Origin of the sequence: Glutamicibacter soli, from assembly GCF_003309065.1 — a bacterium.
In the GTDB taxonomy this organism is placed as follows: domain Bacteria; phylum Actinomycetota; class Actinomycetes; order Actinomycetales; family Micrococcaceae; genus Glutamicibacter; species Glutamicibacter soli.
This window is the reverse complement of sequence record NZ_POAF01000002.1, coordinates 455,357-469,643: the sequence shown is the minus strand read 5'-3', so window position 1 is coordinate 469,643 and position 14,287 is coordinate 455,357. Positions and strand designations below refer to the sequence as shown.

The 14,287-nt window shown below is 65.9% G+C and carries 12 protein-coding genes; 11 read left to right on the top strand and 1 reads right to left on the bottom strand.

Translation table 11 applies throughout. From position 1 onward, the window contains the following. Positions 1-194 precede the first annotated feature (194 nt). The 8 genes from C1H84_RS05725 to C1H84_RS05690 all read left to right on the top strand — a co-directional run bounded on the left by C1H84_RS05725 (position 195) and on the right by C1H84_RS05690 (position 9,487). Entirely contained in the window at positions 195-1,283 is a 1,089-nt protein-coding gene (locus C1H84_RS05725) for a BMP family lipoprotein (RefSeq protein ID WP_047118415.1), read from the top strand. A 116-nt stretch (positions 1,284-1,399) separates the two neighbouring features. Next, positions 1,400-3,013 (top strand): ABC transporter ATP-binding protein, encoded by a 1,614-nt coding sequence (locus C1H84_RS05720; RefSeq protein ID WP_047118416.1) that lies wholly within the window; start codon positions 1,400-1,402, stop codon positions 3,011-3,013. Further along, the gene (locus C1H84_RS05715; protein WP_047118417.1) at positions 3,010-4,218 is read left to right on the top strand and encodes an ABC transporter permease; all 1,209 of its coding nucleotides are present in this window, start codon (positions 3,010-3,012) and stop codon (positions 4,216-4,218) included. The genes C1H84_RS05720 and C1H84_RS05715 overlap by 4 nt, the downstream gene beginning before the upstream one ends. Before the next feature lie 17 nt (positions 4,219-4,235). Then, positions 4,236-5,489: an ABC transporter permease gene (locus tag C1H84_RS05710; RefSeq protein ID WP_082344940.1), complete on the top strand. Its 1,254-nt coding sequence runs from the start codon at positions 4,236-4,238 to the stop codon at positions 5,487-5,489. A gap of 9 nt (positions 5,490-5,498) precedes the next feature. Then, complete coding sequence (locus C1H84_RS05705; RefSeq protein WP_047118419.1) at positions 5,499-5,909, top strand: cytidine deaminase; 411 nt, start codon at positions 5,499-5,501, stop codon at positions 5,907-5,909. Between the two features lie 28 nt (positions 5,910-5,937). Then, entirely contained in the window at positions 5,938-7,251 is a 1,314-nt protein-coding gene (locus C1H84_RS05700) for a thymidine phosphorylase (RefSeq protein ID WP_113606801.1), read from the top strand. 246 nt (positions 7,252-7,497) lie between these two features. Beyond that, the gene (locus tag C1H84_RS05695; RefSeq protein ID WP_047118421.1) at positions 7,498-8,187 is read left to right on the top strand and encodes a DedA family protein; all 690 of its coding nucleotides are present in this window, start codon (positions 7,498-7,500) and stop codon (positions 8,185-8,187) included. Between the two features lie 91 nt (positions 8,188-8,278). Then, positions 8,279-9,487: an adenosine deaminase gene (locus tag C1H84_RS05690; RefSeq protein WP_113606800.1), complete on the top strand. Its 1,209-nt coding sequence runs from the start codon at positions 8,279-8,281 to the stop codon at positions 9,485-9,487. 91 nt (positions 9,488-9,578) lie between these two features. On the opposite strand, the gene C1H84_RS05685 is transcribed toward C1H84_RS05690, so the two are convergent. After that, positions 9,579-11,069, bottom strand: a complete 1,491-nt coding sequence (locus C1H84_RS05685) for an aldehyde dehydrogenase family protein (protein WP_113606799.1) — start codon at positions 11,067-11,069, stop codon at positions 9,579-9,581. A gap of 121 nt (positions 11,070-11,190) precedes the next feature. On the opposite strand from C1H84_RS05685, the gene C1H84_RS05680 reads away from it, so the two are divergent. From C1H84_RS05680 to C1H84_RS18500, 3 genes are all read left to right on the top strand, one after another. After that, a complete protein-coding gene (locus C1H84_RS05680; protein ID WP_047118424.1) occupies positions 11,191-11,889 on the top strand; it encodes a MazG nucleotide pyrophosphohydrolase domain-containing protein in 699 nt (232 codons plus the stop codon). A gap of 90 nt (positions 11,890-11,979) precedes the next feature. After that, on the top strand, positions 11,980-13,260 hold the full coding sequence (gene eno / locus C1H84_RS05675) for a phosphopyruvate hydratase (RefSeq protein WP_053797492.1): 1,281 nt from the start codon (positions 11,980-11,982) through the stop codon (positions 13,258-13,260). A 124-nt stretch (positions 13,261-13,384) separates the two neighbouring features. Further along, positions 13,385-14,287 (top strand): FtsB family cell division protein, encoded by a 903-nt coding sequence (locus C1H84_RS18500; RefSeq protein WP_231735990.1) that lies wholly within the window; start codon positions 13,385-13,387, stop codon positions 14,285-14,287.

The window sequence follows — 14,287 nt, the reverse complement described above, 5'->3', positions numbered from 1 at the left end:
CGTATGCCGCTCCGGAATTTAGCGAATTGTAATGTTTGCCGTCTTTACCAGTGACATATCTCCGATAGGCTATGGAGACGATGGGAACGTTCGCTCCTCTGAGGCGCGTGCGGTGGGCATCGGCAACGGCGCCCTGCGTGGGAAGAAAGGCCTCACGGCTCCCGGTTATCTCGCATAACTTTTTGGAGGATTAGATGCGCTTCGTATCGCGCAAGACCGGCATGGCCGCGGCCATGATCGGCATTTCTGCTTTGGCATTGACCGCCTGTGGCGCGGCCCCGGAAGAAACGGCCCCGAAGGCCGAAAACCCAGACTACACCGGTTGCATCGTCTCGGACTCCGGCGGATTCGATGACCAGTCCTTCAACGAGTCGTCCTACCGCGGCCTGAAGAATGCCGAGAAGGACCTCGGCATCAAGATGCAGGAGGCAGAGTCGAAGTCCAACGCCGACTTCGCCACCAACCTGCAGGGCATGATGAACAACAACTGCGACCTGACCGTCACAATCGGCTTCCTGCTCGGCGACGCCACCAAGAAGGCCGCAGAGGAAAATCCTGACAAGCACTTCGCCATCGTCGACTTCCAGTACGACGAGCCGATCAAGAACATCAAGCCGATGATCTACGACACGGCCCAGGCCGCCTACCTGGCAGGCTACGCTGCCGCCGCTTCCTCCGAGACCGGCACCGTCGCCACCTTCGGCGGCATCAAGATCCCAACCGTCACCATCTTCATGGACGGCTTCGCCGACGGCGTTGCCAAGTTCAACGAGGACAAGGGCAAGGACGTCAAGCTGCTGGGCTGGGACAAGGACAAGCAGGACGGCACCTTCACCGGCGACTTCGAGAAGCAGGACAAGGGCAAGCAGGTCACCAGCAACTTCATCGCCAGCGGCGCTGACGTGATCATGCCGGTAGCCGGTCCCGTGGGCAAGGGCGCAGGCGCCGCAGTCAAGGAAGCCAACACCGGCGGCAAGGACGCCAAGCTGGTATGGGTTGACTCCGACGGCTACCTGACCGCTCCTGACTACAAGGACGTCATGCTGACCTCGGTCATCAAGACCATGGACAAGGCCGTTGAGGACCTGGTCACCGCCGACTCCAAGGGCGAGTTCGACTCGACCCCATACATCGGCACCCTGGAGAACGAGGGCGTAGCCCTGGCGCCGTTCCACGACTTCGACTCGAAGGTCTCCGACGAGACCAAGTCCGAGATCGAGGCGCTGAAGGCGCAGATCATCTCCGGCGAGCTGAAGGTCGAATCCCCGTCGAGCCCCAAGTAAGGGTCTTGAGCCAATAACGTCACAGAGCGCGTCACCGCTCGCCGCAGCAGCGGTGAACGGAGACGCGCTCTAAGACTGCCCACTGCAACACACCGAACAATGAAGATGGTGGAATCGTGAAACTCGAACTCCGGGGAATCTCGAAAGCCTTCGGTTCTTTCTACGCCAACAAGGACATCGACCTGGTCGTCGATGATGCCGAAATCCACTGTCTGCTCGGTGAGAACGGCGCTGGAAAGTCGACACTGATGAACGTCCTCTACGGGCTGTACCAGCCCACCGAAGGACAGATCCTGCTGGATGGAAAACCAGTTGAATTCAACGGCCCGGGCGATGCCATGGCCGCCGGCATCGGCATGGTGCACCAGCACTTCATGCTGATCCCGGTCTTCACCGTGGCCGAGAACATCGCCCTGGGCGCCGAAGCGACCAAGGCCGCAGGCGTGCTTGACCTGCAAGTCACCCGCAAGAAGATCCGCGAGATCTCCGACCGCTACGGCTTCGACGTGGATCCGGATGCGCTGGTCGAGGACCTTCCGGTCGGCGTGCAGCAGCGCGTGGAGATCATCAAGGCGCTGGTCCGCGACGCCAAGGTGCTGATCCTCGACGAGCCCACCGCGGTGCTCACCCCGCAGGAAACCGACGAGCTGCTGGAGATCATGCGCCAGCTCAAGGCCAACGGCACCTCGATCGTGTTCATCTCGCACAAGCTGCGCGAGGTGCGCGCGGTCTCCGACGTGATCACCGTGATCCGCCGCGGCCAGGTCATCGACTCGGTCGGCGCCGAAACCAGCACCACCGAACTGGCAAACCTGATGGTGGGCCGCGCGGTGGAGCTGAACCTGAACAAGGAGCCAGCCACCCCGGGAGCGGCTCGCTTCCAGGTGCGCGAGCTGAGCGTGGTCAACGAGCTGGGCGCCACCACCCTGGATGCGGTCAGCTTCGACATCCACGAGGGCGAGATCCTCGCCGTGGCCGGCGTGCAGGGCAACGGCCAGACCGAGTTGACCGAGGCGATCCTGGGCACCCAGCCGGTGGCCGCCGGATCGATCTCGCTGGACGGCACCGAACTGGTCGGCAAGTCGGTCAAGCAGGTGCTGCGCTCCGGGTTGGGCTTCGTCCCCGAGGACCGCTCGGTCCACGGCCTGGTCTCGCAGTTCACCATCGAGGAGAACCTGGTCCTGGACCTCTACGACCGCCCGCCGTTCGCCAAGGGCATCTCGATGAACCTGGGCGAAGTGAAGAAGAACGCGACCAAGCAGATCGCGGACTTCGACGTGCGCACCGACAACCAGCTGAACCCGGCCTCCAGCCTCTCCGGCGGCAACCAGCAGAAGGTCGTGATGGCCCGCGAGCTGTCCCGAGACCTGAAGCTGTTCATCGCCTCCCAGCCCACGCGCGGCGTCGACGTGGGCTCCATCGAGTTCCTGCACCGGCGCATCGTCGCCGAACGCGACAAGGGCACCCCGGTGATGATCGTGTCCACCGAGCTGGACGAGGTCATGGAGCTGGCAGACCGCATCGCCGTGCTCTACAAGGGCCGGGTCAACGGCATCGTGCCGGGCAACACCTCCCGCGAGGTGCTGGGCCTGATGATGGCAGGCGTCAGCGCCGAGGAGGCCTTCGCCCAGGCAGACTTCGCCACTTCCGCCAACGAACCGGTGGAAGCCCAGCCGGTGCCGCTGGAGACCACCGAACCCACCGACACCCAGGAAGGAGAAGCACAGTGAGCGAGATCAAGGCACCTGTTCTTCCCGACCCCAAGAAACCGGGCAACGACCTGTTCAAGTCCATCACCCAGGGACCTGGACTGGTCTCCGTGCTGGGCGTCATCGTCGCGCTGGTCATCGGCGGCCTGCTGATCGCGATCACCGACGAGAAGGTCGGCGAGGCCGCAGGCTACCTGTTCGCCCGACCTTCGGACTTCTTCTCCGCGCTGTGGAGCGCGGGCACCGAAAGCTACGTGGCGCTGTTCAACGGCTCCATCTACAACTCCTCGCAGGGCTTCGCCCCGCTGCTGGAAACCCTGACGGTCTCCACCCCGCTGATCTGCGCGGGCCTGGGCGTGGCACTGGCCTTCCGCGCCGGCATGTTCAACATCGGCGCCCAGGGCCAGCTGATCATCGGCGCCACCATGGCAGCCTACGTCGGCTTCGCCTGGCACCTGCCGGTGGTCGTCCACCTGCTGCTGGTGATCGTCTTCGGCCTGCTCGGCGGCGCGCTGTGGGGCGGGCTGGTCGGCCTGCTCAAGGCCCGCACCGGCGCCCACGAAGTGATCCTGACCATCATGTTCAACTACGTGGCGCTGTACCTGCTGGACTTCCTGATGAACACCGAGGCGTTCCGCCGCCCGGGCGAGACCAACCCGATCTCCCCGATCCTGGACGCCAACGCGATCTTCCCCTCGCTGCCCGGCTCCCGCCTGCACCTGGGCTTCCTGATGGCCATCTTGCTGACCATCGGGGTGGCCTGGCTGCTGAACCGTTCCACCATCGGCTTCGAGTTCCGCGCCGTCGGGCACAACCCGGACGCCGCGCGGACCGCCGGCGTGAACGTCGCCCGCTCCACCATCCTGGCCATGGCCTTCGCCGGCGCGCTGGCCGGCGCCGCCGGCGTGGCGCAGGTGGCGGGCACCGAGAAGGTGCTCACCGCAGGCGTGGCAGGCTCGCTGGGCTTCGACGCGATCACCGTGGCGCTGCTGGGCCGCTCCACCCCGTGGGGCACCTTCTTCGCCGGCCTGCTCTTCGGCGCCTTCCGCGCCGGCGCGGTCAACATGCAGATCACCACCGGCACCCCGATCGACATCGTGCTGGTTGTCCAGTCGCTGATCGTGCTGTTCATCGCGGCTCCTCCGCTGGTCAAGGCGATCTTCGGACTGAACCGCAAGAAGAAGCGCACCAGCGCTACCGAATCGATTAAGGCAGGTGCCAAGTGACCGCCACGCTTCCCTCGATGTCAGCGATCTCGGTGCTTCCGAGCAAGAAGACCCCGATCATCTTCAGCGTACTGGCAGTCATCGTGCTGGTCAGCTTCGGCCTGCTGGGCAACTCGCAGACCGCGAGCTTCTCGCTCACCTCCGCCGGCGACGCGTTCTCCCTGCCCGACCTGGTCTTCCCGGGCCGCGCCTCGAACATCGTCATCGGCGTGCTGCTGGCGGCGCTGGCCGCCTACTCCTGGATGCTGCGGGCCAAGGGCCGGGTGCTCCCGGTCTGGGCCGTCGCGGTGGGCGCGGTGCTGTTTGTGCTCGCGTTCCTGATCTGGGTCGTCTCCGGCGCCAACATCAACTCCATCTCCCTGGCCAGCCTGCTGGCCGGCGGCGTGGTGCTGGCGGTGCCGCTGGTCTTCGGATCGCTCTCCGGAGTGCTCTCCGAACGCTCCGGCGTGGTCAACATCGCCATCGAGGGCCAGCTGCTGGGCGGCGCGTTCACCGCGGCCATCGTGGCCTCGGTAACGCAGAACGCCTTCGCGGGTCTGGTCGCCGCCGGCATCGCCGGCGCGGTGGTCTCCCTGGTGCTGGCGCTGTTCTCCATCAAGTACCTGGTCAACCAGATCATCGTCGGCGTGGTGCTGAACGTGCTGGTCTCGGGCATCACCGGCTTCCTGTTCACCACCGTGATGCAGGAGGATCCGGAGCTGTACAACTCGCCGGTGCACCTGCCGACCATCGCGATCCCGGGCCTGTCCGCCATCCCGGTGATCGGCCCGATCCTGTTCAAGCAGTCGGTCATCGGCTACCTGATGTACATCGCCGTGTTCCTGGTCTGGTTCGGCCTGTACAAGACCCGCTGGGGCCTGCGCGTGCGCGCCGTGGGCGAGCACCCGAAGGCCGCCGACACCCTGGGCATCAAGGTCAACCGCACCCGCTTCTGGAACGTGACCCTGGGCGGCATCGTCGCCGGCATCGGCGGCTCGTTCTTCACCCTGGTCGCCATCGACTCCTTCACCAAGGAAATCTCCGGCGGCCGCGGCTTCATCGCGCTGGCCGCGGTGATCTTCGGACGCTGGAACCCGCTTGGCGCGTTCGCCGCGGCGCTGCTCTTCGGCTTCGCGGACAACCTGCAGGTGATGCTCACGATCATCGGCACCCCGGTGCCGAGCCAGTTCATGGCCATGATGCCGTACCTGGTGACGATCTTCGCGGTCGCCGGCCTGGTGGGACGCTCGCGCGGCCCCGCCGCCGTGGGCGATCCCTATGTGAAGGAATGACCCGTTCCCATGAATAACACCACCGCGCCGTGGTCGCAGCTTGAAGCTGCGGCCGCGGCCGCGTTGTCCAAGGCCTATGCACCCTACTCGAATTTCCGGGTCGGCGCCGCGGCGCTGAGTAGCGACGGGCGGCTGGTTTCCGGCTGCAACATCGAAAACGCCGCTTTCGGGGTGACCCTGTGCGCCGAATGCTCCATGCTCGGCGAGCTGTTCGCCACCGGCGGCGGCACGCTGGACTACTTCGTGTGCTTCGGTCAGCTCAAGGACGGCCCGCTGGAGCTGATCACCCCGTGCGGCCGCTGCCGCCAGCTGCTCTTCGAGCATCGCGGGCCCGACCTGAGGATCAAGACCGCCTCCGGGATCGTGGGCATGGACCAGCTGCTGCCGGACGCCTTCGGACCGCACAACATCATCGACTGACCAGAGAACAGAACGAAAGGCCCCACCCATGGCTGCCGAACAATTCAGCGCCGTCGAAGTCATCCGCACCAAGCGTGACGGCGGCGAGCTGAGCAACGAGATGATCGACTGGACCATCGACGCGTACACCCGCGGCGTCATCGCCGAGGAACAGATGGCCGCGCTGAACATGGCCATCTACTTCCAGGGCATGCACCGCGCGGAGATTTCCCGCTGGACCAACGCCATGATCAACACCGGCGAACGCATGGACTTCTCCACCCTGGCCGACCCGGCCGGACGCGGCCTGGCGACCACCGACAAGCACTCGACCGGAGGCGTGGGGGACAAGATCACCCTGCCGCTGGCTCCGCTGGTGGCCAGCTTCGGCGTGGCCGTCCCGCAGCTCTCCGGCCGCGGGCTGGGCCACACCGGCGGCACCCTGGACAAGCTCGAGTCGATCCCGGGCTGGCGCGCGGAACTGTCCAACGAGGAGCTCTTCGCCCAGCTCTCCACCGTCGGCGCGGTCATCTGCGCCGCCGGCGCCGGGCTGGCCCCGGCGGACAAGAAGCTCTACGCGCTGCGCGACGTGACCGGGACGGTGGAGGCGATTCCGCTGATCGCCTCCTCGATCATGAGCAAGAAGATCGCCGAGGGCACCGGAACCCTGGTGCTGGACGTCAAGGTGGGCTCCGGCGCGTTCATGAAGACCGAGTCCATGGCCCGTGAGCTGGCCGAGACCATGGTGAACCTGGGCACCGACGCCGGAGTGAACACCGTGGCGCTGCTGACCAACATGGACACCCCGCTGGGGCTCACCGCGGGCAACGCGATCGAGGTCCAGGAGTCCGTCGAGGTGCTCGCCGGCGGCGGTCCGGAAGACGTCATCGAGCTGACCGTGGCCCTGGCCACCGAGATGCTCGCCGGCGCCGGCATCTGCGACGTGGACGTGCGTGCGGCGCTGAACGACGGCCGCGCCATGGACAAGTGGCGTGCCATGATCTTAGCGCAGGGCGGCGACCCGGACGCGAAGCTGCCGGTGGCCCGCGAATCGCACACCGTGCTGGCCCCGGCCGAGGGCGCGCTGCTGAAGCTGGATGCCATGGACATCGGCTTGGCCGCCTGGACCCTGGGCGCCGGGCGCGCCCGCAAGGAAGACGCGGTGCAGGCCGGCGCCGGCGTGCGGCTGCACGTCAAGCCCGGAGCTCTGGTGCGCCGCGGGGAGCCGATCGCCACGCTGCTGACCGACACCCCGGAGAAGATGGAGCGCGCCATCGAACTGGTGCAGCGCTCCATCCTGATCGGCGCGGACAGCGACCGCCCGGACATGCGCTTGATCCTGGACCGCATCGCCGCGAAGTAGCCTGCCAAACCGCCAGCCGCCCCCGCACGGGGGCGGCTGTCGGCATTTAACCCGGAGACGAACCGGGCGGAGGGAACTCATGGGATCCGCCGGGCGTTAAAAGATTCAACTCATCCCCGGGATGGAGAAGTGTCCGGTGCAAATCACGACCTCGGTAGGGTGCGCGCCGGCGGGATTCTGGTGGAGAATGAACTAAGAGCGCGGCAGCGAGCCACCGCGTGCAGCGAGGAAGCGATACACCCACCGATGGAATTGGTCAACGAAGCGATCATGCATGCGGCCACCGCATGGTGGATCCTGCCGCTGCTCTTTGCCTTCTGCCTCATCGACGGGGTCTTCCCCGTCGTCCCCTCCGAAACCTTCCTGGTGTCGCTGGCCGCCGTGGGCATCAGCACCGGAAGCCCCAACCTGCTGCTGATCTTCGTGATCGGCGTGTCCGGGGCGATCATCGGTGACCAGATCACCTTCCGCATCGGCCGGAGCATCGGCTACCGGCAGTACGGGTGGATGCAAAAGGGCCGGGCCAAGAAGATCCTCGACTTCGCCACCCGCAAGCTGGAAACCTCCGGCGCGCTGCTGATCTTCACCGCCCGCTACATCCCGCTGGGACGCGTCGCGGTGAACATGACGGCCGGGGCCACCGGCTTCTCCTACCACCGCTTCACCTTTTTCGACGTCATCGGCTGCATCACCTGGGGCGCCTACTCCGTGGGCATCGGCGCGCTGGCCGGCAACTGGCTCTCGGAGAACAAGCTGCTGGGCATCGGCGTCTCAGTGGTCATCGCCGTGGTGCTCGGCTACGTCATCGACAAGATCGTCAGCCGGGTGCTGGAGCGGGTCCACCGCCGCAAGCTGCGCCAGCTGGCCGCGAAGCGCGGCGGGACGCTGGGAAAAGCTATCCAAACTGTGCCTCCGGGTGAGCAGCCGGAGATTTAACCTCCGGGGCCGGTAGCCGTCGACAAGATGTGTCCAGAACTTCAGCCGTGGTGGCTATCAGTCAGCCCGAAATGCGACTAGGCTCAATGGTGTGACTGAAGAAATGATTCATGCTGCCTACGATCCCGAGTTCGACTTCCGGGACCTGCCAAAAGTTTCTCTGCACGACCACCTCGACGGTGGTCTGCGCCCGTCGACCATTATCGAGCTTGCCGCAGAGGCCGGGCACGAGCTGCCCGCAACCGATGCCGAGGCTTTGGGCAATTGGTTCCGTGAATCGGCCGATTCCGGCTCGCTGCCGCGCTACCTGGAAACTTTCGAGCACACCCTTGCAGTAATGCAGACCCGCGAGGCCCTGATCCGCGTGGCCCGCGAGTTCGTCGAAGACCTGGCCGAGGACGGCGTGATCTACGCCGAAGTCCGCTACGCCCCGGAACAGCACCAGCGCCAGGGCCTGAGCTTGGACGATGTCGTGGACGCCGTGCAGGAAGGACTGGACCAGGCCTGCGAAGAACTGAACAGCGAAGGCCACCCGATGCAGGTCGGCCAGCTGCTGATCGCCATGCGCCATGCCGACAACGGCGTGGAGATCGCCAAGCTGGCGCTGCGCCACCGCGGCCACGGCGTGGTCGGCTTCGACATCGCCGGCGCCGAGGAGGGCTTCCCGCCTTCGCGCATGAAGGAAGCCTTCGACCTGCTGGCCGAGAATCTGTTCCCGACCACCGTGCACGCGGGCGAAGCCGCGGGCCTGGACTCCATCAAGGACGCCATCCTGGTGGGCCGCGCCCAGCGCCTGGGCCACGGCGTGCGCGTGGCCGAGGACATCGAGATCGAGTTCGGCGGCGTGGACGAGGACGGCGAGGAAGTCGGCGAGGACACCGGCCTGGTCTCGCTGGGCCCGGTGGCCAACTGGGTGCGCGAACGCGGCATCCCGCTGGAAATCTGCCCTTCCTCCAACCTGCAGACCGGGGCCACCGCCGAATTCGGCGAGGGCATCGAATCGCACCCGATCGACCTGCTGGTGCAGACCGGGTTCAACGTCACGATCTCCCCGGATAACCGCCTGATGTCCGGCACCACCCTGTCGGACGAGTTCGAGCTGCTGGTCGAGGCCTTCGACTACGACCTTGAAGACCTGCTGGACCTGACCTTGAACGCCGCTGAGGCGGCCTTCGTGCCGCTGGAGATGCGCGAACTGCTCGTCGAGTACATCAACGACTTCTACGACCACCTGCTGGACGGCGACGACGAAGATGACGAAGACGAAGACTTCGATGACGAGGACTACGAGGAAAACTAGCCTCGCCAGTTCCTGAGCAAAACAGCACCAAGGCAGCCTGCCCGGATCATTCCGGGCAGGCTGCCTTGTTCAATCTCTAGATGTTCAATTTCTAGAACGGGTACTTCTTGGGGGTGCTCTGCACGCCCACCCAATGGTCGGTAGTGAACTCCTCGATGGCCCACTCGCCGTTGAAGCGGCCCAGTCCCGAGTTCTTCTCGCCGCCGAACATCACGTGCGGCTCGTCGTTCACCGGGATGTCGTTGATGTGCGTCATTCCTGCCTTGATGCCGCGGGCGAAGCGCACGCCCTTTTCGACGTCGCGGGTGAACACCGCGCTGGACAGCCCGTAGCGGGTGTCGTTGGCCAATTCGAGCGCATGCTCTTCGCTGTCCGCCTTGGCGATGCCCACCACGGGCCCGAAGATCTCCTCGCGGAACAGCTCCATCTGAGGGGTCACGTCGGTGAAAACGTGCGGCGGGATGACCCGGCCCTGGATCGCCCCGGAGAGCACCTCGCGGGCTCCCTCGGCCCGGGCCTGCTCGATCTTGGCGGTGACGGAGGCCAGCTGCGCGTCGTTGATGACCGGGCCGATCAGGTTCTTGCGCTCCGCCGCATCGCCGAAGCCCAGGGTGGACACCAGCTGCGCGTACTTCTGGACGAACTCGTCGTAGACCGGCGCCTGCACGATGATCCGGTTGATCGCCATGCAGATCTGGCCCTGGTGCAGGAACTTGCCCAGCGCCGCCGCCTTCACCGCTTCGTCCAGCTCCGCGTCCTGAAGCACCACGAACGGCGCATTGCCGCCGAGCTCCAGGGCCACGCGCTTCATGTGCTCGCCGGTCACCGCGATCTTGCCGACATTCTGCCCGACCTCGGTGGAGCCGGTGAAGGACACCAGCGAGGGGGCCGGATGGGCGACGAAGTAGTCGCCGATTTCCGAGCCGGAACCGACCAGCACGTTCAGCACGCCGGCCGGCGCCCCAGCTTCCTCGAAGGCCTTGGCCAGGACGAGGGCGCCGGAGAGCGGGGTGTCGGAGGCGGGCTTAAGCACCACCGTGTTGCCCAGCGCGAGGGCCGGGGCCACCGAGCGGGCGGAGAGCAGCATCGGGAAGTTCCACGGGCTGATCACCGCGACCACACCCAGCGGTTCGCGGTAGACGCGGTTCTCCTTGCCGGGGAAGTTCGAGGGCATGATCTTCCCGTGCACGCGGGACGGGAAGGTCGCCGCTTCGCGGATCGCGGCAATGGTGCCGCCCAGCTCGATGTTGGCCTTCAGCTGCGCGGAACCCGACTCGGCGCTGAGCAGGGCCAGGATGTCCTTGTAGTTGGCCTGCAGGTAGTCGGCGGCCTTTTCCAGCACGGCGGTGCGGGCGGCCGGCGGCAGGGCAGCCCATGCGGACTGAACCTCGGCGGCGGCCTGGTAGGCGGCGTCCACGTCAGCGGTGGAAGCCTGGCGGATTTCGGCAAGCACCGCATCGTCGAAGGGATTGGAAGAGGTCAGCGTGGAGGCGGAGGTGCCCTGTACCCACTGGCCGTTGATGAACAACGAGGAGGGCAGCTTCGCAAGGAAGGCTGGGCGTTCGGTTTCCTGCACGGTCATGGTCAGTCCTTTGGCTTGGAGGGTGAGGCTTAACGCAATGCTAGCCCGGATGTAATGCTCATTACAGACGGCGGTGTTCCGGCCCTGTCAGAGGCCGATTCCGCGGGGATAGGATGAATGCATGCCCAGCGAGAGAACTTCCATGGACCACCTGATCCAGACCGTGCGCACCCTGCGCGAGAAATGCGCGTGGACTGCGGCGCTGACCCACGAATCGCTGCGCACCTACCTGATCGAGGAAAGCTACGAGGTCCTGGATGCCATCGGAGCGGGGGACGCGCCGGCGCTCAAGGAAGAACTGGGCGACGTGTTCTTCCAGATCCTGCTGCATTCGCTCATCGCCGAGGAGCAGGAAAGCTTCACGCTGGAGGAGGTCGCAGCCACCCTGGACGCCAAGCTGCTGCGCCGCAATCGCCATGTTTTCGATGCCCAGGGGAATGTCCGCCAGGACGTCGTCAGCGACGTCGATGAAATCATCCGGGTCTGGGACGCGGCCAAGCAGGCCGAGCGGGGCGGCGCCCCGCGGGTGCGCCGCAACGCCGGCCTGCCTGCCGGCCTTCCCTCGTTAACGCTGGCGCAGAAGCTGCTTGACCGCCATACCAGGGCGGATTCCCCGGCCGCCGGGGAACACCGGATCAGTCCCGAGGTGCGCGGCCGCGTGGTCGATGAACGCAGCCTCGCCGCCGAGCTGATGGCGCTCACGGCGCGCGCCGAACAGCTGGGCTTGGACGCGGAATCGGTGCTCCGCGACCAGCTGCAGCGCAGCTACGGGGTGAAGGCGGACGAAACATCGTCGCCCGAATCAGGTTCAAAGCGCTAGGCTAGAGACAGGCAACGGCGCCAACGGTCACTCAGCGACCGCTGGCTGGCCAGCCCATTGACCACCCCTTTCTACAAGGAGTCCATACTCATGGCATTGATTGACGCCATTCACGCGCGCGAAATCCTTGATTCCCGCGGCAATCCGACCGTTGAGGTCGAGGTCCTGCTCACCGATGGTTCGCACGGCCGCGCCGCCGTTCCATCCGGCGCCTCCACCGGCCAGTTCGAGGCAGTAGAGCGCCGCGACGGTGACAAGAGCCGCTACCTGGGCAAGGGTGTACTGGGCGCAGTCGAGTCCGTCATCGAGGAAATCGCTGACGAGCTGGAGGGCCTTGACGCCACCGACCAGCGTGCCATCGACCAGGCAATGCTGGACCTGGACGGCACCAGCAACAAGTCCAAGCTCGGCGCTAACGCCATCCTGGGCGTCTCGCTGGCCGTGGCCAACGCCGCCGCAGTCAGCGCGAACCTGCCGCTGTTCAAGTACCTGGGCGGCCCGAACGGCCACGTCCTGCCGGTTCCGCTGATGAACATCCTCAACGGCGGCTCGCACGCCGACTCCGATGTTGACATCCAGGAATTCATGATCGCCCCGCTGGGCGCCGAGTCCTTCTCCGAGGGCCTGCGCTGGGGCGTCGAGGTGTACCACAACCTCAAGGACGTGCTGAAGGAAAAGAACCTTTCCACCGGCCTAGGCGACGAGGGCGGCTTCGCGCCGAACCTGCCGAGCAACCGCGCGGCACTGGAACTGATCACCGAGGCCATCAAGCGCGCCGGCTACACCCCGGGCGAGGACATCGCCCTGGCCCTGGACGTCGCCTCCTCCGAGTTCTACGAGAACGGCGCCTACCAGTTCGAAGGCGAAGCCCGCACGGCCGCCCAGATGAGCGACTACTACGCAGCCCTGGTTGCCGACTTCCCGCTGGTTTCCATCGAGGATCCGCTGGACGAGAACGACTGGGACGGCTGGAAGACCCTGACCGACGCCATCGGCGACAAGGTGCAGCTGGTGGGCGACGACCTGTTCGTGACCAACCCGCAGCGCCTGGCCGACGGCATCGAAAAGGGCACCGCCAACTCGCTGCTGGTGAAGGTCAACCAGATCGGCACCCTGACCGAGACCCTGGACGCCATCACCCTGGCCCAGCGTGCCGGCTACACCACCATCACCTCGCACCGTTCGGGCGAGACCGAGGACGTGACCATCGCGGACATCTGCGTGGCCACCAACGCAGGTCAGATCAAGACCGGTGCCCCAGCCCGCTCCGAGCGCGTGGCCAAGTACAACCAGCTGCTGCGCATCGAGGAAGACCTCGGCGCCTCGGCAGTTTACGCTGGCAAGAGCGCGTTCCCGCGTTTCAACAGCTAATCACCAGCTAAAGCGAATAAGCTCGTCGGTAGTGGATACCGGCGGGCTTTTCGTTATTTAATGGAGATATCGTGGATTTTCCACGGATGTACCACTTGCAGAACACCATGGGGAATGGGGGAATATGGCCCAGCGACCACCGCGCATGCCACGAAGGAACACCCCTCACCAGGGACAAGGCAAGCCGCTGGAATTCCCGGAGGCCGCGAACCGCGCCGCCGCCGGCCAGGCGCCGGCCCCCGAGCCCGAACCGGCGACCGATGCACTGCATATCGTGCGGGACACCGAACGCCCCGCGTCCGCGCCGAAGGTCCGCAAGCTTCCCAGCCCCTCGCGGTCCACGCAGGCCCATTCCACGCCGGGTGGCTCTAAGCCCGGCAGCTCCAAGCCTTCGGCCGCCAAGCCTGCCGCCGGCAAACCGGCAGCACCGGCCGGCCGCCGCGCCAAACCCGAGGAACCGGGCGCCCCTGCTCCCCAGCGCGCCGCCCACCCCGAGGGTTCCAAGCGTCCGCTGCGCGAGCGCGCCAAGGAAAAGCAGAACGAGCGGCGCCGCGAAGACCGGGCCAAGTTCTCCATGGCAGTGCGCCGCAAGCCGGGCCAGAAGCCCGAGCCGCAGGCGCCGGTCCAGCAGGGCGAACCGGTGGCGGCCCACCGCTTCTCCGGACGCATCGCCGCGCTGATCGTGGTCTTCGCCTTCTTCGCGGTCATGCTGGTTCCCACGGTGAACTACTACCGCACCCAGATGGCCCAGATCAACGAGCTGCGCGCTTCCATCGCGGCGATGGAAGCCCAGCGCGACGAGCTGAAAGCGGAGATCGCCCGGTGGGATGACCCGCTGTACATCAAGCAGCAGGCCCGCGAGCGGATAAACTTGGTGATGCCCGGTGAGAAGCTCTACATGGTTGTTGGCGAGAAGCCCGAAGACCAGAGCGCCGAATCCGGCAACGGCAGCACCTACGAAGTGCGCCAGGAACTGCCCTGGGTCGATGCGCTCATCGACTCGATCACCCGTTCCGCAACAGACTGA